17 protein-coding genes are annotated in these 17,513 nt (G+C 62.8%); 11 read left to right on the top strand and 6 right to left on the bottom strand.

Annotated features, from left to right (window positions below; genetic code table 11):
* Positions 1-16: 16 nt before the first annotated feature.
* Positions 17-247 carry a hypothetical protein gene (locus LAN37_06475; GenBank protein MBZ5646853.1) on the bottom strand — a complete coding sequence of 77 codons (231 nt, stop codon included), beginning with the start codon at positions 245-247 and terminating at the stop codon, positions 17-19.
* Between the two features lie 151 nt (positions 248-398).
* On the opposite strand from LAN37_06475, the gene LAN37_06470 reads away from it, so the two are divergent.
* Positions 399-1,586: a pyridoxal phosphate-dependent aminotransferase gene (locus LAN37_06470; protein ID MBZ5646852.1), complete on the top strand. Its 1,188-nt coding sequence runs from the start codon at positions 399-401 to the stop codon at positions 1,584-1,586.
* Between the two features lie 168 nt (positions 1,587-1,754).
* On the top strand, positions 1,755-2,870 hold the full coding sequence (locus LAN37_06465; protein ID MBZ5646851.1) for a D-glycerate dehydrogenase: 1,116 nt from the start codon (positions 1,755-1,757) through the stop codon (positions 2,868-2,870).
* A 117-nt stretch (positions 2,871-2,987) separates the two neighbouring features.
* On the opposite strand, the gene purQ is transcribed toward LAN37_06465, so the two are convergent.
* The gene (gene purQ, locus LAN37_06460) at positions 2,988-3,683 is read right to left on the bottom strand and encodes a phosphoribosylformylglycinamidine synthase subunit PurQ (GenBank protein MBZ5646850.1); all 696 of its coding nucleotides are present in this window, start codon (positions 3,681-3,683) and stop codon (positions 2,988-2,990) included.
* Positions 3,684-3,967: 284 nt separating this feature from the next.
* Here purQ and LAN37_06455 point away from each other — a divergent pair, with 284 nt between their 5' ends.
* From LAN37_06455 to LAN37_06435, 5 genes are all read left to right on the top strand, one after another.
* On the top strand, positions 3,968-4,714 hold the full coding sequence (locus LAN37_06455) for a YebC/PmpR family DNA-binding transcriptional regulator (protein ID MBZ5646849.1): 747 nt from the start codon (positions 3,968-3,970) through the stop codon (positions 4,712-4,714).
* Between the two features lie 134 nt (positions 4,715-4,848).
* Positions 4,849-5,397: an acyloxyacyl hydrolase gene (locus LAN37_06450; protein ID MBZ5646848.1), complete on the top strand. Its 549-nt coding sequence runs from the start codon at positions 4,849-4,851 to the stop codon at positions 5,395-5,397.
* Between the two features lie 105 nt (positions 5,398-5,502).
* Positions 5,503-6,975 carry a glutamate formimidoyltransferase gene (ftcD, locus tag LAN37_06445; protein ID MBZ5646847.1) on the top strand — a complete coding sequence of 491 codons (1,473 nt, stop codon included), beginning with the start codon at positions 5,503-5,505 and terminating at the stop codon, positions 6,973-6,975.
* A 199-nt stretch (positions 6,976-7,174) separates the two neighbouring features.
* Positions 7,175-8,149 carry a hypothetical protein gene (locus LAN37_06440; GenBank protein MBZ5646846.1) on the top strand — a complete coding sequence of 325 codons (975 nt, stop codon included), beginning with the start codon at positions 7,175-7,177 and terminating at the stop codon, positions 8,147-8,149.
* A 112-nt stretch (positions 8,150-8,261) separates the two neighbouring features.
* Positions 8,262-8,873, top strand: a complete 612-nt coding sequence (locus LAN37_06435) for a sulfite oxidase-like oxidoreductase (protein MBZ5646845.1) — start codon at positions 8,262-8,264, stop codon at positions 8,871-8,873.
* Between the two features lie 85 nt (positions 8,874-8,958).
* Here LAN37_06435 and LAN37_06430 read toward each other — a convergent pair whose 3' ends face one another.
* The 4 genes from LAN37_06430 to LAN37_06415 all read right to left on the bottom strand — a co-directional run bounded on the left by LAN37_06430 (position 8,959) and on the right by LAN37_06415 (position 13,524).
* Positions 8,959-9,576: an SPOR domain-containing protein gene (locus LAN37_06430; GenBank protein MBZ5646844.1), complete on the bottom strand. Its 618-nt coding sequence runs from the start codon at positions 9,574-9,576 to the stop codon at positions 8,959-8,961.
* Positions 9,577-9,599: 23 nt separating this feature from the next.
* Positions 9,600-10,373, bottom strand: a complete 774-nt coding sequence (locus LAN37_06425; protein ID MBZ5646843.1) for a slipin family protein — start codon at positions 10,371-10,373, stop codon at positions 9,600-9,602.
* Positions 10,374-10,559: 186 nt separating this feature from the next.
* Complete coding sequence (locus tag LAN37_06420; GenBank protein ID MBZ5646842.1) at positions 10,560-11,867, bottom strand: nodulation protein NfeD; 1,308 nt, start codon at positions 11,865-11,867, stop codon at positions 10,560-10,562.
* A gap of 55 nt (positions 11,868-11,922) precedes the next feature.
* A complete protein-coding gene (locus LAN37_06415) occupies positions 11,923-13,524 on the bottom strand; it encodes a tetratricopeptide repeat protein (GenBank protein ID MBZ5646841.1) in 1,602 nt (533 codons plus the stop codon).
* Positions 13,525-13,698: 174 nt separating this feature from the next.
* On the opposite strand from LAN37_06415, the gene LAN37_06410 reads away from it, so the two are divergent.
* The 4 genes from LAN37_06410 to hybB all read left to right on the top strand — a co-directional run bounded on the left by LAN37_06410 (position 13,699) and on the right by hybB (position 17,511).
* Positions 13,699-14,181, top strand: a complete 483-nt coding sequence (locus LAN37_06410; GenBank protein ID MBZ5646840.1) for an OsmC family protein — start codon at positions 13,699-13,701, stop codon at positions 14,179-14,181.
* Between the two features lie 408 nt (positions 14,182-14,589).
* Complete coding sequence (locus LAN37_06405) at positions 14,590-15,255, top strand: glycine cleavage system protein H (GenBank protein ID MBZ5646839.1); 666 nt, start codon at positions 14,590-14,592, stop codon at positions 15,253-15,255.
* A 297-nt stretch (positions 15,256-15,552) separates the two neighbouring features.
* Positions 15,553-16,317 carry a 4Fe-4S dicluster domain-containing protein gene (locus LAN37_06400; protein ID MBZ5646838.1) on the top strand — a complete coding sequence of 255 codons (765 nt, stop codon included), beginning with the start codon at positions 15,553-15,555 and terminating at the stop codon, positions 16,315-16,317.
* 3 nt (positions 16,318-16,320) lie between these two features.
* Complete coding sequence (hybB, locus tag LAN37_06395) at positions 16,321-17,511, top strand: Ni/Fe-hydrogenase cytochrome b subunit (protein ID MBZ5646837.1); 1,191 nt, start codon at positions 16,321-16,323, stop codon at positions 17,509-17,511.
* Positions 17,512-17,513 lie beyond the last annotated feature (2 nt).

The raw sequence follows: 17,513 nt of genomic DNA, 5'->3' as shown, positions 1-17,513 counted from the left end.
GACTCCCGCCGCTTGGCTACCTCAGGTTCAGCTTGATGGACTCGTCCGTCGGCTCTTTGATGGGCCGCTTCTTGTGCCACAGGTAGAGTCCAAAGCCGACGAGCGCCCCCAGCCCGACACTGATCAATAGAAACCATCGGAGCACCGGCAACTCGAGGAGCATCCCGACGACCAGCCCAACTCCGACAATCCCGCCGAGTACGCCCTTGATCGGGATTTTGTCGATTCGCGGATCAGGGTTGTCCATATCTCCCCCGCGTCTTCCGTGTCCTCCGTGGCTAATAGGGATGCGCCCGACTCACTGTAAATCGCCTTCCAACGGACTATAATGCAGGGTTCTTCGTCCGGAGTCTGTGACGCCGGATGCCCTGGATACTCGCATTCATAAGGGGAATTCTATGAAAGCTACACAGACGGAATTGCGCCTGGCCCGCCGCATGGCCCGCCTAGGCACAGAGACCGCGTTTGAAGTCCTGGTCAAGGCGCGTGCCTTGGAAGCCAAAGGCCGCGACATCGTCCACCTGGAGATCGGCGAGCCCGATTTCGACACTCCCGCAAACATCATTGAAGCCGCCACCGACGCCCTGCACAAGGGCTGGACGCATTACGGTCCCTCCGCCGGCCTGCCGACGCTGCGCGAAGCCATCGCCGAGGACGTCAGCAAGTCGCGCCGGGTGAAGGTCGCGCCCGCAGAGGTGGTGGTTGTGCCCGGTGGCAAGCCGATTATTTTCTTCACCATCCTGGCGCTGGTTGAAGAAGGGGATGAAGTCATCTATCCCAACCCGGGCTTCCCCATCTACGAGTCCATGATCAACTTCCTGGGGGCTAAGGCGGTGCCCATCCAGCTCCGCGAGGACATGGATTTCCGCCTCGACGTGAACGAGCTGAAGTCGTTGATCAACGACCGCACGAAGCTCATCATCCTGAACTCGCCGCAAAATCCGACCGGCGGCGTGCTCACCAAGAGCGACATCAAGGACATCGCCGGCGTCATCGGCGATCGCGACATTTTCGTCCTTTCCGACGAGATTTACAGCCGCCTGATTTTCGAGGGCGACCATCATTCGCTGATGTCCCTGGACGGTTGGAAGGACCGTGTCATCCTGCTGGATGGCTTCTCCAAGACCTATGCCATGACCGGCTGGCGTCTGGGCTACGGCGTCATGCGCGCCGACCTGGCCACCCACATCGCCCGCCTGATGACCAACTCGAACTCCTGCACTGCCAGCTTTACCCAGGTAGCGGGCGCGGCGGGCATCCGCGGAGACCAGTCATCCGTGGACCGGATGTGCCAGGAATTCAAGCGCCGGCGCGACGTCTTCTTCGAGCGCGTCAACAAGATCAAGGGCTTCTCCTGCAAGAAGCCGAAGGGCGCCTTCTACATGTTCCCGAACATCACCAAGACCGGCTGGCCGTCGAAGAAGTTGGCCGACGCGCTGCTGGAAGAGGCGGGCGTGGCGGCGCTTTCCGGCACCGCCTTTGGCGCATTCGGAGAAGGGTACCTGCGCTTCAGCGTCGCCAATTCCGTCGAGAACATCAACAAGGCGCTGGACCGCGTCGAGCAGTGGGCCAACAAGAATCTGTGAAGGGACACGGCTTCAGCCGTGCCGTTTTGCTGCATTACGAGAAGCGGATTTAGCCGCTGAGGCGATCGGCAGAGACGTTGTGGGGCGTCTCTGCTTTGCTTTGTCAGGTTTCCTTCGTGGCCTTCGTGCCGACCTTTGCGCCCTTTGTGTTGAGGTTTTGATTCTTCAATGACAGAGAAAAAACGCTTTCGCGTCTTTGCCACCTGCGACATTGGCGATGCAGCCCTTAACATCCTCCGCCAGCGAGGCTACGACCTCGAGGTCTATCCCAAGCCCGAACCGCCGCCCAAGTCGCTGATCATCGAGAAGGTCGGCTCCGGCATCGACGGGTTGATCACCACGCTTCGCGACCCCATTGACGCCGAGATCTTCGAGGCAGGCAAGGGGACTCTGAAGGTCGTGGCCCAGCTCGCTGTCGGCTTCGACAACATCAATCGATCCGACGCCAACCGCTACAAGGTGCCCTTTACCAACACCGCGGACGTCCTGACGGAAGCCACGGCGGAGTTCGCGCTCTTCATTCTCTGCGCCATGGCCCGCAAGCTATGGCAAGCCGAGCACCTCCTGCGCAACAACAAATGGGACACCTGGCACCCTTTCCTGCCGTTTCTGGGGGATGAGGTCACGGGCAAGTCTCTGGCCGTGATCGGAACCGGCCGCATCGGCCTGGCCCTGATCAAAAAAGCGGTGGGCCTGGACATGGACATCCTCTGCTACGACTCGCAGTACCAGAACGAGCGCTACATCGCCAACATCCAGACGCTGATGGATCAGCGCTATTCGACCGGCGTCTGCAAGGACCGGCGCCACATCCGCTACGTCGAGTTTGAAGAGGCGCTCGGCCGGGCCGATTTCGTGAGCATCCACGTCCCCCTGATCCGGCCGGGAGAGAGTGACACCCCCACGCTCCACCTCATCAATGAGCGAACCCTGCGCCTGATGAAGCCGACCGCCTATCTGGTGAACACCTCGCGGGGACCGGTGGTGGACGAAAATGCCGTTGCCAAGTCCCTGAAGGAGCGCTGGATCGCCGGGGCCGCGCTGGACGTCTTTGCCAAGGAGCCTCTTCCCGCCGACTCGCCCCTGCGCGATCCCGAGATCGCCGACCGCTGCCGCCTCTTTCCCCACTTCGCCAGCGCCGCCACCATCACGCGGCTTTCGCCCGACCCCGACAAGGGCATGGCCGGCCGCTGCGTTCAAGGCCTGATCGACGTACTGGAAGGGAACTACGGAGGCGACTTCACCAAGATGCCGTACGTAGTGAACAAGGAAGCGTTCAAGTGATGGTTGCCGTTGCTGGCATCAGAGTTGTTTCTGCCGTGCCGATTCAAGGTTGTGGGAAGGAGAGGAACAACGAACGGCGAGGTCTTCTTCTGAGTACTGAGTACCGAGTACTGGGTCCTACCTTGCCGCCATCGCGCCGACCATCGACTGGAAGACTTTGAAGCCGTCGACCGAGCCCAGGCGGTCCTCGCTGGCGCGCTCCGGGTGCGGCATCATGCCGAGCACGTTCCGCCCCTCGCTACAGATGCCTGCGATGTTGTCGAGCGATCCGTTGGGGTTGGCCTGGGGCGTCACCTGCCCGTCGGGCGTCGAATAGCGGAAGACGATCCGCTCCTGCCGACGCAGTTGCTCCAGCGTCGTCTCATCACAGTAGTAATTGCCTTCCATGTGTCCGATGGGGATGCGCAGCACCTCGCCCTTGCGGCAGGCGTTGGTGAACGGAGTGTCCGTAGATTCGACGCGCACGTGCACGTGCTTGCAGATGTACTTCAGGCCGGAGTTGCGCATGAGCGCGCCCGGCAGCAGACCCGCCTCGCACAGGATCTGGAAGCCGTTGCAGATGCCGATCACCATCCCGCCCGCGGCGGCGAACGTCTTGACCGACTCCATCACCGGCGCGAAGCGCGCGATGGCGCCCGTGCGCATGTAGTCCCCATAGGCGAAGCCTCCAGGCACGATGATGGCGTCGCAATTCTCCAGGTCGTGGGTCTCGTGCCACAAGAACGTCACCGGCTGCTTGGCCACCTGGCCGGCTACCCAGTACGCGTCGTGATCGCAGTTGGAACCCGGAAACACCAGTACGCCGAATTTCATCGCTGCTCTCTCACTTGTGAGGGGATGCCCACAGCCGAGTCTAGCACGATTAAGAAATTGGGAAATTGAGTAATTGGGTGGTTGCTGTTCGCCGGAATCGGTTCGCCGACTGCGGAATTGCTCGATTTTCCGATTTTCGGCCTCGACGCTGGCGCTGCCGCCGCACTAGGGTGGACCGGATCCGCGCCGCCGACCACTGGCGACCGGCGGCTGACGACTGCTATAATCTGCGTTTGCCTTCATCTTTGCTGATCTCCCAAGCTCTTTAGTCAAGCGAGGTTCGTATGTCCGGCCACTCAAAATGGGCCACCATTAAGCACAAGAAGGGCGCCCTCGACGCCAAGCGCGGCAAGATCTTCACCCGCCTGATCAAGGAAATCTCCATGGCGGCGAAGAGCGGCGGGGACCCCGACAAAAACCCTCGCCTGCGCGGAGCCATTGTCGCGGCCAAGGCGGAGAACATGCCCGCCGACAACATCAAGCGCGCCATCCAGCGCGGCACCGGCGAGCTGCCCGGCGTCAGCTATGAAGAGTTCAGCCTCGAAGGCTACGGCCCCGGCGGCGTGGCCCTGCTCATCGAGATCTCCAGCGACAACCGCAACCGCACCGTCAGCGAGATCCGCCACGCCCTCGCCAAGAATGGCGGGAACATGGGCGAGGCCGGCTCGGTCGCCTACATGTTCCACAAGAAGGGTTCGGTTGTGGTCCCCAAGTCGGCGGTCAAGGAAGACGACCTGATGGGCGTCGTGCTCGACGCCGGAGCCGAAGACCTGCGCGACGATGGCGACAACTGGGAGGTCATCACCGACCCACACGGCTACGAACCTGTCCTGGAAGCGGTGAAAAAGGCCAACCTGCCCATCGTGACCTCTGAGATCGCCATGCTGCCCCAGAACTACATCAAGCTGGAAGGGCAGCAGGCCAGCACCATGATCCGACTGCTGGAGGCCCTGGAAGACCACGACGACGTCCAGCACGTCTACTCCAACTTCGACATCGACCAGAAGGCGCTGGAGGAAGTGGCGTCTTAGCTATCAATGTCAGTTATCAACAACGCCGCCCTTCGTGGCGGCTCTTGTTTTGCTGCTTGGCACCGTTTTTGTTATCGCCAGCATGCCACCTCTCCTGTTAGTTTGTTTCGCAAATCCACATCCAGGACTGAGCAATGAAACTGGCCGCCGTCATTCTGCTGCTGTGCGTATGCGCCGCCGCCCAAGACTTTCCGTCCGCCTCGATCAAAAAGGGCACATGGGAAATGGGTGTATGGAGTGGAGGCGGATTTTGGGTACCGGGCGGCACCGAGGACACGCAGGTCTGGAATGCCGGATTGCGCGTCGGCTACTTGCTCACCGACCATTTTGAGTATGCCGTGGACCTGATCCCGGCGTATGCCATCTTCCAGCCGGTGCAGAACGCCTTCGGCGCCGGATTCACGCCAGTGATCTTGAAATACAACTTCACCAGCGGGAACACGGTAGCGCCGTACCTCGAAGTCGGCGGCGGGCTCCTGTTCACCAACCACGACGTGCCTGCGGGCACGAACCAGGTCAACTTTACGCCCCAGGCGGCATTCGGTTTGCAGCTCTTTCCGCGCGCTAAGCGCTCCATCAATCTGGCGGCGCGCTACGTCCACATCTCGAATGCCGGGCTCTCGACTCCCAATCCGGGGATCAACACCGTCCAGTTCACGGTCGGATATCACTGGTGGCGCTAAGGTCGGGTACTTCTTCATTCTGACTTCTTACCTCTGACTTTCCTTGCGGCCCAGCCGACCATCCCAGTATGCTCATGTGTTCGTAATGCTGCTCAGGACTGATCCATGTCACTCGTCGAGTGTGTCCCGAACTTTTCCGAAGGCCGCGACAAGGCCAAGGTCGACGCCATCATTGCGGCGATGAAGGTTCCCGGCGTCTTCCTTCTCGACCGCGAGATGGATGCCGACCACAATCGCTGCGTCATCACTCTGGTGGGCGACCGCGATGCCATCGCCGAAGCCGCCATCCGCGGCGTGGGCAAGGCCGCCGAACTCATCGATCTGACCAAGCACCAGGGCGCGCACCCGCGCATGGGCGCCGCCGACGTCGTGCCCTTCATCCCCATCGAGGGCGTCACCCTGGACGATTGCGTGACCATCGCCCGCAAGGTCGGCCAGGAGATATGGAAGCGCTTCCAGATACCGGTCTATTTTTACGAAGCCGCCGCGGCCACGCCGGAGCGCACCAACCTGGAGAACATCCGCCGTGGGCAGTTCGAGGGCATTCGCGACGAGATCGCCACCCACCCGGCCCGGAAACCCGATGTCGGAGAGCCGCGCGTGCATCCCACCGCCGGTGCCACCGTGGTCGGCGCGCGCAAGTTCCTGATCGCCTACAACATTTACCTGAACACGCCGGACGTGGACATCGCCAAGAAGATCGCCAAGGCGATCCGCTTCTCGACCGGCGGCCTGCGCTACGTCAAGGCTGCCGGATTCCCGGTACGCGGACTGGCCCAGGTCTCGATGAACCTTACCGACTTCCAGCAGACGCCGGTGGCTCGGGTCTTTGAGTTCGTGAAGAGGGAAGCTGCCCGCTACGGCGTGATGCCGGTGTCCAGCGAGATCGTCGGCCTCATTCCGAAAAAAGCTCTGGAGGATGCCGCGGAATGGTTCCTCCAGGTCGAGAACTTCGATTCGTCGCTCATCCTGGAGAACCGTCTCTCCGCCATCATGGGCGGCAAGGTGGCGGTGGGCGGATTGCGCGCCGGAGTCGAGCCGTTCGTCGAGCAGCTCGCCGCTCCCACCGCGACGCCGGGCGGCGGAAGCGCATCGGCGGCCGCTGGGGCCATGGCCGCCGGGTTGGCGCACATGGTCGCATCTATGTCGCGTGGCAAGAAAGCTTACGTCCAGTACGACCGGGAACTGGGCGAAGCCATCGCCCGCCTCTCGCAGTTGCGCGAGGAGCTGAAGGCCGCCATCGACTCCGATGCCGCCTCCTACGACGCGGTGGTCAAGGCCTACAAGGCCGCCAAGGATTCGCCCAACGGCGACTCCGCCATCAACGCTGCGCTCAAGAATGCGACGAATGTCCCGCTGGGTGTTGCGGAGCGCTCCGCCGAGGTCGGCCGCATCACTGCTGCACTGAAACCGATCACCAATCCCAAAATGGCTTCCGATCTGACTGTAGCGGCCGCCCTCTCCCGTGCCGCCGTTGAAGGCGCCCTGGCCAACGTGGACATCAACCTGGATTCGCTGAGCGATCAACAGTTTGTCAACGAGACCCGTCACAAGACCGCAGCACTGAAAAGGCCATGAGCTGCCTGATCGCTTTGGCTGAGTACTGAGTACCTAGTACTGGGTACTGGCCTCTGGGCCAACGCCCGACGTCACCCGAAACCTTCCTCCGGCAGGTGGGTTTCAGTGGTATAAACGTGAGAAGCAGAGTTGCTCCCGTCCAACCAAAAGTTCTTCCGGGAGCATCTTCGGTGGGTATTGACTCCGAACAAGAGGTCCTATGAAGCGTAGTGTGCTGGTCGTTCTGGTGCTGGTGATGGCTTTGCCTGCGCTCGCCGCCACCCTGGGCACAGCCGCCAATGCGGTCATCCCGGCGGACGTGCAGCAGATCATCTCCGTGGATTACCGCCGCGTGAACAACTCCGAGACCGCCATGGCCCTGAAGGCGCGCGTGCTTCCCGACAACCTGAAGCAATTCGAAACCGCCTTGAAGGGTATCGGCATCAACGTCGACAGCGAGATGGACAATCTTACTTTCGTCTCCTACCGCGTGCCCAAGCCGTCCGAGCAGGCGCAGGGAGGGGAGGCAAAGCCCCAGCCGGCGACGCTGAAAGTCATGGGCATCGCCTCCGGGCAGTTCGGCCGGCCCCGTGTGGTCACGCGCATCCAGAAGAAGGGCATCAAGCCCACGATCTACCGCAAGTCCGCCATCTACCCCATGGGCAATGGCATGGAGATGGCCTTCCTGGATGACTGGACCCTGGTTTTTGGCGATTCGGCCGCGGTCAAGAATGCCCTGCAGACGCGGGATGGCGCGAAAGCCAGCCTCAACAGCAATTCGCAGGTCACCGACCTGATCCAGTCCGTCTCCGGGGGCGCGGTCTGGAGCGTCCTCGATGCCGATGGCACGCGCAACATGATGCGCTCCGCGCTGGGCGACGCCGCCAGCCTGGCCGACTATGACACCGTGAAGAAGCGCCTGCTGGGCTCGCATTACACCATGGATTTCTCCAACGGCGTCAACTTCGACCTCAACGTGCTGACCGCGGACAACATGACCGCGGCCACCCTGTCCTCGCTGGTGAAGGCGGGCGTCATGTATCGCAGGATGAACGCGAAAGGTCCGGAGCAGTACGCGCTGGAAAACACCTCCGTCGAATCCGACTCCTCGACCTTGAAGGTCCACTTCAAGAGCGACGACAAGCGCTTTCAGTCGCTGCTCCAGTCGGAGCTGTTCGCCGCCGTTTCGCACTGAGAGCCGCTCGGGAATATTTGCAGGCCGGGTCTTCGCGCCCGGCCTTTCTCATTCGTGGGGAAGCTTTCTCATCGAGGGCGCAACTTTACCGGGTCGTTGGAATCAGATGGACATGTTCTTCGAAGGCAACGAACGAAAAGAGCTCGAGAAGAGAATGATGGAGAAGGGACGCCTGCCTCCCGGCCAGGCGCTCACCCTGAAGTGGCCCGTGCTCCACTACGGATCGGTGCCACACTTCGATCCCGCCCAGTGGGAGTTCAAGATCTTCGGCTTGGTAGACAAGCCGGCCCGCCTCTCCTGGGACGAGTTGAACAACCTGCCGAAGTCGCAGCTGACCTCAGATTTTCATTGCGTTACGCGCTGGAGCCTTTTCGACAACCGCTGGGATGGCGTCCTCTTCCGCGACGTGCTCGAGCTGGTCACGTTGAAGCCCTCGGCGAAGTACGTCCTGGTGCACGCCGAGCAGGGCTTCACCGCCAACGTGCCCCTGGCCGACCTCGACCGCCCCGAGGTCATCTTCGCCACCCACCACGACAACCAGCCGCTTCCGCCCGAACACGGATATCCCCTGCGGCTGATCGTGCCTCATCTGTACGCTTGGAAATCGGTGAAGTGGGCGCGGGGGATCGAGTTCTTCGACCACGACGTCCCCGGCTTCTGGGAGCAAAACGGCTACCACATGTACGGCGACCCGTGGAAGGAACAGCGCTTCGACACAGATTAGAAGGGAAGACACAACGAAGAACGCAGAAGGTAGAATGCAGAAGTGTTTTCACTTCTTCGTTCTGCCTTCTTCGATCTGATTTGGTTCACTTCTTTACGATCGCGTTGTACCCGTCGCCCGCCAGCTTCGCCTTCATCTCCTCGGCCTGCTTGAGTTCGGCGAAGGGGCCGATCTGCACCCGGATCAGCTTGTCGTTGCCCGTGCCCATGACGAACACGGGATAGTTCTTCTTGCGCAGCGCGTCGGCCAGCGCGTCGGCGTCTTCCTGCTTCTTGACGGCTGCCACCTGCACCACGTATCCCGCGCCCGAATGCGTCTCCGGAGCGGCCGCCGGCTTTGCCGACGGTGCGGCGGCAGGAGCTGCCGGCGGGGCCTTCGCCTCGGCAGCCGGCGTCAGCTTCGCGGTAGCGTCCTTCTGCTCCGTGGACTTGTAGAAGGTGAGGTCGTTCTGGCTCGGCGTCCCCGCCGGGGCCGGGGTCGCCTCCGGTTGCGCGGGCGCTCCTGCCGGCTTGGCCGGGGTGGGCTTCGGGCCTGCCTGGGACGCCACCGGTCCGGCCTCGGTCACCAGCGATCCTGCCGGCGCCGCGTTCTTGCCCATCGAGTATCCCAGCCCGAAGAAGATGGCGCATACCACCACCATCCCGAAGAACAATCCCAGCAGCTTTCCCGTTCCCAAGGTTACCTCCACATCCTGTTCCGACATTCGCCGCTCCCTGGCTCAGGTTCTTACGGATTCGGCTTCGCTAGCGACTTCTCCAGCAGCTTCTGGACGTTTCCGATGATGTCGATGGGCACGGGGAAGACAATGGTCGTGTTCTTCTCCACGCCGATCTCGGTCAACGTCTGCAGGTAGCGCAGTTGCAGCGCGATGGGCTCGACCGCGAGGAGGTGCGCCGCATCCGACAGCCGTTGTGCCGCCGAGAACTCGCCCTCGGCGTGGATCACCTTGGCCCGCTTCTCGCGCTCCGCCTCGGCCTGCTTGGCCATGGCGCGCAGCATCGACTCCGGCAGGTCCACCTGCTTCACCTCGACGTTCACCACCTTCACGCCCCACGGCGCCGTGTGCGTGTCCAGGATGCTCTGGATGCGCGTGTTCAGCATGTCGCGGTGCGAGAGCAGTTGGTCCAGTTCCACCTCGCCCAGCACCGAGCGCAGCGTCGTCTGCGCGAACTGCGACGTCTGGTACAGGTAGTTCGAGACCTGCACCACCGCCTTGTTGGAGTCGATCACGCGCAGGAAGATGACCGCGTTGACCTTCAGGGTGACGTTGTCGCGCGTGATGATGTCCTGCGGCGGGACCTCCAGCGCTTCCTGCCGCAGCGAGATGCGCACCATGCGGTCCACCGGCGCGAAGACCAGGATGATCCCCGGCCCTTTCGCTTCCGCAAGCAGCCGGCCCAGGCGGAAGATCACGCCCCGCTCGTATTCCGCAAGGATCTTGATCGAACTCAGTAGGTATAGGCCGATGATGATGACGGCAAGGATGCCGAAGCTCGGCATGACTGACCTCTTTCTGAATGAATCTTTGTTTCCTGACGCGGATTGTACTGCAAAACGAAAGTCTCAGTAGCCGCCACTCGGTCCCCGGTATTCATCTGTGTACGGAAGCCGAAGCGTTAACCGATCCGGGAATCTAAGCCGGGCGTCCCGCTCGGCCACTCCGCACTCTGTCCTCCGGGCTCTGTACTACGCTTGGACGGCCTTTGGCGCCGCCTGGCGCACTGGCTCGACTTCGAGCACCAGACCATCCACGCGCTGCACGCGCACCCTCTCTCCCACCGCCACGGGCAGGGGTGAAACCGCATCCCAAAGTTCGCCGTTGACGAACACCTTCCCCTGCGGAGCCAGCGGGCTGCGCGCCTCGCCGACCTGCCCTACCAGCCCCTCCTCCCCGGTGACCACCTTGCTTCTTCGCGCCTGCACCACCAGGGTCATCAGGAAGACGGTGATCAGCGCCAGGGGGATGCTGACCGCCAGCGCCGTGACCAGCTTCACCCGCATCTCCGGGATGGGCCCGTCCACCAGCAGCAGCGCCCCCAGCACCATCATGGCGATGCCGCCGATGCCCAGCACGCCATGGGTGGCAAACTTCGCTTCCAGGGCGAACAACACGAACGCTCCCACGATCAGGGCGAGTGCCGCGAAGCGAGTGGGCAGCAAGTTGAATGCGAATACCGCCAGCAGGATGAAGATGAATCCCACCACCCCCGGCACGATCGCGCCGGGATGGTTGAACTCCACGTACAGCGCCAGCATGCCGATGGCGAACAGGATGAAGGCCACGTTCGGATCCATCATCCAGGCCAGGATGCGCTGCTTCAGCGACATGTCGTATTCGCGCACCGCCTGGCCCGCCGTATGCAGCACGGTCGTGCTGCCATTGAACCGCGTGATGGCCTTTCCGTCGATCTGCTTGAGCAGATCGCTCTGGTTCGCGGCGATGTACTCGATCAGGTGCTCCTTGAGCGCTTCCTGTTCCGTCCACGACTTCGACTGCCGCACTGCGCTCTCCGCCGCCTCGACGTTGCGCCCGCGCTTGGAGACGAAGGAGCGCATGAACGCCGCGGCGTCGTTCTCCATCTTGGCCTTCATCACGTCGTCCAGCTTTTCGCCGCCGAACATCACGGGATGCGCAGCCCCCGTGTTCGTGCCCGGGGCCATCGCCGCCACGTCCGCCGATTCCAGGATGAAGAAGCCCGCCGACGCCGCCCGGCTCCCACTCGGCGCCACGTACACGATCACCGGCACCGGTGAGGCCTCGATCTTCTCGATGATGGAGCGCGTGGAATCCACCAGCCCGCCCGGCGTCCGCAGCTCGATGAGCAGGGCGTCCGCTTTCTGCTGCTGCGCGTAGGCCAGCGCCCGCCCGATGAATTCGTCGGTGATGGGGTGGATCATGTCGTTCACCACGATCTTCACCACGTCCGCCGGGGCAAACGAAGAGAGAAGAAGGATGAAGAGGACCAGGTAAGAGAAAAATCCGGCGCGTCTCATGAGACGCCTCCTGACTCCCACTGAGTACTGAGTACCGGGTACTGGGTACTTGGGTTCACCGCAATGTCTTTTCCGCCAGCTTCGCCTGCACCGTGCGCTTGAGCGCCACAGCCGACGCATTCTCCGGCTCGAGCGCCAGCGCGCGGTCCACCTCTTGCGACGCCGCCTCAGGATTATTGTCGCGCAAATCGAGCCGCGCCAGCACGAGATACGCTTCCGCCGACGGCTGCATGCGAAGGGAGGTGCGGGCCTCGTTGCGCGCCGCCGCGGCGTCGCCGGTGGTCTCCAGCACCGTCGCCAGCCCGGCGTGTCCGGCCCCGTTGTTCTGGTCCAGCGTGATGGCCTCGCGGAACTCGTGCTCCGCCTCCCCTACGAAGCCCCGGCTCAACAGCTCCCGTCCGCGTTCGATGTGATAGTCGGCATGGACCCGCGGCGGCTGCTTCGCCATGCGCATCTCCGCTACGTTCTCGATCTCCTGCGCCAGTTGCTCTAACGAGGCTTCGTCGTAATTGCGCTTGATGCGTTCCAGCGGGACCTTCGGCGGCGCCGCGCGCCCTCGCGGGCCCGGGATTGTCGCCGGAGTGCCGTTGCCGCTCGCCATCTCCAGCAGCGACTTGGCCTCCGCGTCCGAGGGGCGCAGCGACAGCGCCTCGCGCGCCTGCCTGGCCGCGTTCCCCGCGTCGCCCGCGCGGTACAGCGCGACCCCCAGGTTGAAGTGGTAGTCCGCATCGGCGGGATCGGCCTGCACCGCCCGCTGGAAGTATTCCACGGCTTTCCTCTGCCCGCGCCGGCTCGCCACTACGCCCAGGTTGTTGTACACCTCGGTCAGCGGCAGCCGCGAGGCCACGAACGCGAAGGCATTCTCCGCCGTTTCGAACTGTCCCAGGTAATAGGCGGAAAGGCCCAGCAAGAAGCTGGCCTCTTTGGCGCGCGCGTCGCTCTTTGGGATTCTCGCCAGCCACTTTGTCGCCGAATCGTACTCCCGCTGCTCGTAATAGGTCTTGCCCAGCTCCAGGATCGCGAGGTAGTAGTCCGGCTTCAGTTTCACCGCCACCGCGAACTGCCGGATGCGCTCCTGCCCCGTCCCCGCTATGACCCCGCGGATGTAGGCCTCCAGCGCGTCCAGGCGGATGGGCTGGGAAGCCTTGACGAATCCGTTCTTCGAGGTCACGAGCATGGGGTTCAGCAGCCGCATCACGTCCCACGCCAGCGCCGTCTGGATATCGATCAGCTTCACCAGCGGCCCCGACTCGCTCACCTCCGGGTACAGCCGCAGCTTGTTCATATCCAGGAGCTGCGCACTGGCGGCAAAGGTCTGGCCGTCGAACGTGAAGCGCCCCATGACCACGTAGTCCACATCCATCTCTTCGGCGATGCGGTAGGCGGTCGCACGCGACGGGCGAAGGTTCACTGGGACGCCCAGGCGGTCGAACGCCGCGATCCGGTCCGGCCGGGAGAACATGGTCAGGGAGGGGATAGACATGCGCTGTCCCAGCACCTCGGGGAAGGCCTCGCCGATCCACTCGATCCCCGGCGCCTTCGAAGCGTTCTCGAAAGGGAGGATCACCATCGTTTGGATGGTGCCCGGGACGTGCTGGGCGACCGCCCAGCCGCCAACCAACAGGAGCACAAGCGATAGATGAAGAGCCCGTTTCAAGATGTCTCGATTATAGATTCCAGAGTGTCATCGTGAGTGAAGTCCGGTCGGGATGAGCCTGAGGGAGTGCCGCGAGATTCGCTGATTCCCCTGTGCCCGGGGTCACACCCGCTCGTGATTCTTGTCACCGCGACTTCCGCTCCCGCCGCGCTACCGTGGCCTGTGGAGGGCCCCATGCTCGAAGCGCGATGTACCCTGACCCAGCCCGGCGGCAGCCGGCGCCAGTTCGTCGTCACCACCGGCTCCAACCACCACCTCATCATCGACGACCCCAACGGTGCCACCGGACCCAAGCCGGTCGAGCTTGTCGCCGCTGGCCACGCTGGCTGCACCGCCTTCGACGTCATCAACATCCTCCGCAAGAAACGCCAGCAGGTCACTGCCTATGAAGTCCGCATCGAGGTCGACCAGGCGCCCACACCGCCACAGGTCTTCACCGATGTACGCATTCATCACGTGATCACCGGACTCAACGTCGATCCCGCCGCCGTCGAGGATGCCATCCGGCTCTCGGAAGAGAAGTACTGCTCGGTCGGCGCCATGGTGAAGCAAACGGCTCACATCCACACCGACTACCAGATCCTCCAGGAAACTGGGGACCTTCGTCCGCTCGAGCACAAGCCCGAACCCGTCGGCTCTGGCAAGTCCTCGGGTTAGCCCAACCACCCGGCCGAGTGCCTGCACCGTCTCCACCGTGGAGAAAACTCCTGCCTTCAGGCGGGATTGAGGACTCGGCGCCAATCTCCGTGCAAATTCTCAATGGCTGACGTTGCAAAACGCAGCGCATCGCCGGACATCGCTAACAGACTGATTCCATTGCTACGCTGAGGATTTCAGCGAACCGCCGTTGAAAAACGCTGCTGCAAAATTCAGCGGCTGCCCCCGCGCGAGCTCCTTCATTGGGGTCGCCCTGGCCGCCTCTCCTCCCTTGTAACCTGCTCTATCCACAGCAGTTGCTGACTTGGTCGCCACGCCGAACCCGCTCTGGCACACACGGCCACTGGGTTGCCTTAGGTAAAGGTGGAAAGTGGCTCAAAGAAAGAAGAGCACGCCAGGAGGCCCGTCATGACCGTTCTACTCGTACTCGCGACCTTCATCATCTTCCTGACCATCGACCACTTCTACAGCAAGCGCGCCCTGCGTCCGGCGGTGCAGCCCATGCTGGCTGCCGAGATGGTGCGCCGGCCGCAGCCCAGCATCGTCTCCGGCTTCTTGCTGCCCGAGACCCTGCGCTACCACCCCGGTCATACCTGGGCGCAGAGCGAAGGTCCGAAGCTGGTCCGTACGGGCCTTGACGACTTCGCCGCCCGTTTGATCGGCAAGGTTGAAAAGATCACGCTGCCCCAGCGCGGCCAGTGGATCCGCCAGGGCCAGAAGATGTTCACGCTGCATCGCAACGGCGTCGCCACCGAAATGGTTTCTCCCGTCGAGGGAGTGGTGACCGAGATCAACGAAGCCGCCGCGGCCGATCCCGAGCTCGCCCGTCGCGATCCCTACGCCGAGGGCTGGCTGGTAGCGGTGGAATCGCCCGACGCCAAACTCAATTTCCGCAACCTGCTCTCCGGCGACCTCGCCCGCTGGTGGATGGAAGAGGCCGGCGCGCGGCTGCGCAAGCACCTGCCCATGGCCGAGGGTGCCATGGCCGACGGCGGTGTAGCGGTCGATGACCTCAGCGCGCAGTTGCCCGACGCAGACTGGGGCAAGGTGACCAAGGAATTCTTCCTGGGATAGGGGCATGGTCTACCTCCTGGCGCAAAGCGGAGCGGCGGCACCGAGAAATCCGGAGCCGCCGCTCCGTTTTTCTTTCGCTGAATTTCACCGCACTGGGCCAGCGAACCCAAATTCTGCGCTGATTTCCTCAGCAAAGTATGGACACTCTCAGGAACCTGCACTCCGGATTGTGCACAGGCCGCGAAATCCTTCCCTCCCCATCACTTGCGGCGCTTCATCCCTGGCTTCAGAACACCTCCCACGGCAGGCCGCTTGCCCTCTAACTAGTGGGTGTTCTGTGCGGAGGTACGACAAATCATGAGCAAGGCTATCCTGTACGACGCCACCCTCTGCGTCGGCTGCAAACTCTGCGAGCAAGCCTGCGCGGAGCGCAATAAGCTTCCCTACGACGACCGCATCGCCGCCGAGCAGAAACAGTCTGCCCACAAATTCACCGTCGTTCTTACCAAGGGCGACAAGTTCATGCGCCGCCTGTGCATGAACTGCGGTGATCCCAGTTGCGCCTCGGTCTGCCCGGTCGCCGCTCTGCGCAAGACTGCCGACGGTCCCGTCATCTACGAGGAATCGCGCTGCATGGGCTGCCGCTACTGCATGGCTGCCTGCCCCTTCGGCGTTCCCAAGTACGAGTGGAGCAAGGCGCTCCCCGCAGTGAAGAAATGCGACATGTGCTCCGACCGCCTGGCCGCCGGCAAGATGACCGCCTGCGCCGAAGCCTGTCCCACCGGGGCCACCAAGTTCGGCACCCGCGACCAGCTTCTGGCCGAGGCCCACGAGCGCATCCGCCAGAATCCGGCGAACTACGTCGACCACGTGTACGGCGAGACCGAGGTGGGCGGCACCAGCATCCTCATGCTCTCCGCCGTGCCCTTCGAGGAATTCGGCTTCCGTACCGACCTGGTCCACGAACCCCTCCCCATGTTCACTTTCCGTGTGCTTTCCCGCATTCCGGACATCGTGGGGCTGGGCAGCGTGCTGTTGGGCGGGATCTGGTGGATCACCCATCGCCGCGAAGAAGTCGCCGCCCACGAATCCGCGGCGCAACCGCGCAAGGAGGGGCAGTAGGCCATGAAGCAGAAACTGATGAAGTTCACGCTTTGGAAGATCGTCTTCCTGGTCATCATGGCGCTCGGCGCCTACGCCACCGTCCTGCGCTTCATTTACGGCCTCGGCGCCTCGACCCACCTGAGCGATGAGTTCCCCTGGGGCCTCTGGATCGGGTTCGACGTCCTGTGCGGCGTCATGCTGGCGGCGGGCGGTTTCACTCTCATGGCTGCCGTGCACATCTTCAACCTCGAGCGCTTCAAACCCATCATCCGGCCCACGGTTCTTACCGCATTCCTTGGTTACGTCCTGGTTTGTATCGCGCTGATGTTCGATCTCGGCCGGTACTACCGCATCTGGCACCCGCTCGTCATGCGCAACCCGCACTCGGTGATGTTCGAGGTGGCCTACTGCGTCATGCTCTACACCACAGTCCTGGCGCTGGAATTCGCGCCCATCGTTTTCGAGAAGTTCCGCATGTCCAAGGCGCTCCGCATCATGCACGCCATCAGCATTCCCCTGGTCATCCTCGGTGTCATCCTTTCGACCCTGCACCAGTCCTCGCTGGGCACGCTCTACCTGATCATGCCCAACAAGCTCCACCCCTTCTGGTACAGCCCGCTGCTGCCGGTCTTCTTCTTCCTTTCGGCGATCGCGGTCGGCCTGGCCATGACCATCTTCGAGTCCAACATGAGCTCGAAGTATTTCCACCGCCAGTTGGAGATGCCGTTGCTCTCCGAACTGGGCCGCATCCTGGCGGTGGTGCTGATGGTTTACGCCGTGCTGCGTTTTGAGGACCTGATGCACCGCGGCGCGCTCCGGCTTCTGCTCCAGCCCAGCTACGAACGCAATCTTTTCCTGGTGGAGATCGTGCTCGGCCTGCTTCTGCCCATCGGACTGCTGGTGCAGAAGCGGATTCGGGAGAATCCCGGCCGCCTGTACTTCGCCGCCGTTCTGACCGTTCTCGGCTTCATCACCAACCGGTTGAACGTCAGCATCACCGGGATCGAAGGCGCGGCCGGCATGCACTACATCCCCAAGTGGACCGAGGCGGCCATCACCGCAGCCATCATCGCAGCCGGCTTCGCGCTGTTCGGCGCTGCGGCCAAGTACCTGCCCATCTTCCCCGAAGAGACGCAGGCGCCCGTCGCGCTGCGCGCCGCGCCAGCCGTCCGTTCCGTTGCCATGGAGGAAGAAGTGGTTCCGGGAGACTGAAC

It is taken from the genome of Terriglobia bacterium, assembly GCA_020073495.1.
Classification (GTDB): Bacteria; Acidobacteriota; Terriglobia; order Terriglobales; family Acidobacteriaceae; genus JAIQFD01.
Note: the sequence above shows the minus strand (reverse complement) of the source record. Positions and strands in the feature narration are given on the sequence as shown.

Excerpts from the sequence above, each read along its gene's own strand:
- LAN37_06465 (MBZ5646851.1), top strand. The coding sequence starts at position 1,755 with ATGACAGAGAAAAAACGCTTTCGCGTCTTTGCCACCTGCGACATTGGC.
- LAN37_06435 (MBZ5646845.1), top strand. The coding sequence starts at position 8,262 with ATGTTCTTCGAAGGCAACGAACGAAAAGAGCTCGAGAAGAGAATGATG.
- purQ (MBZ5646850.1), bottom strand. The coding sequence starts at position 3,683 with ATGAAATTCGGCGTACTGGTGTTTCCGGGTTCCAACTGCGATCACGAC.
- LAN37_06450 (MBZ5646848.1), top strand. The coding sequence starts at position 4,849 with ATGAAACTGGCCGCCGTCATTCTGCTGCTGTGCGTATGCGCCGCCGCC.
- LAN37_06420 (MBZ5646842.1), bottom strand. The coding sequence starts at position 11,867 with ATGAGACGCGCCGGATTTTTCTCTTACCTGGTCCTCTTCATCCTTCTT.
- LAN37_06470 (MBZ5646852.1), top strand. The coding sequence starts at position 399 with ATGAAAGCTACACAGACGGAATTGCGCCTGGCCCGCCGCATGGCCCGC.
- LAN37_06455 (MBZ5646849.1), top strand. The coding sequence starts at position 3,968 with ATGTCCGGCCACTCAAAATGGGCCACCATTAAGCACAAGAAGGGCGCC.
- hybB (MBZ5646837.1), top strand. The coding sequence starts at position 16,321 with ATGAAGCAGAAACTGATGAAGTTCACGCTTTGGAAGATCGTCTTCCTG.
- LAN37_06405 (MBZ5646839.1), top strand. The coding sequence starts at position 14,590 with ATGACCGTTCTACTCGTACTCGCGACCTTCATCATCTTCCTGACCATC.
- LAN37_06410 (MBZ5646840.1), top strand. The coding sequence starts at position 13,699 with ATGCTCGAAGCGCGATGTACCCTGACCCAGCCCGGCGGCAGCCGGCGC.
- LAN37_06475 (MBZ5646853.1), bottom strand. The coding sequence starts at position 247 with ATGGACAACCCTGATCCGCGAATCGACAAAATCCCGATCAAGGGCGTA.
- LAN37_06425 (MBZ5646843.1), bottom strand. The coding sequence starts at position 10,373 with ATGCCGAGCTTCGGCATCCTTGCCGTCATCATCATCGGCCTATACCTA.
- LAN37_06440 (MBZ5646846.1), top strand. The coding sequence starts at position 7,175 with ATGAAGCGTAGTGTGCTGGTCGTTCTGGTGCTGGTGATGGCTTTGCCT.
- LAN37_06400 (MBZ5646838.1), top strand. The coding sequence starts at position 15,553 with ATGAGCAAGGCTATCCTGTACGACGCCACCCTCTGCGTCGGCTGCAAA.
- LAN37_06430 (MBZ5646844.1), bottom strand. The coding sequence starts at position 9,576 with ATGTCGGAACAGGATGTGGAGGTAACCTTGGGAACGGGAAAGCTGCTG.
- ftcD (MBZ5646847.1), top strand. The coding sequence starts at position 5,503 with ATGTCACTCGTCGAGTGTGTCCCGAACTTTTCCGAAGGCCGCGACAAG.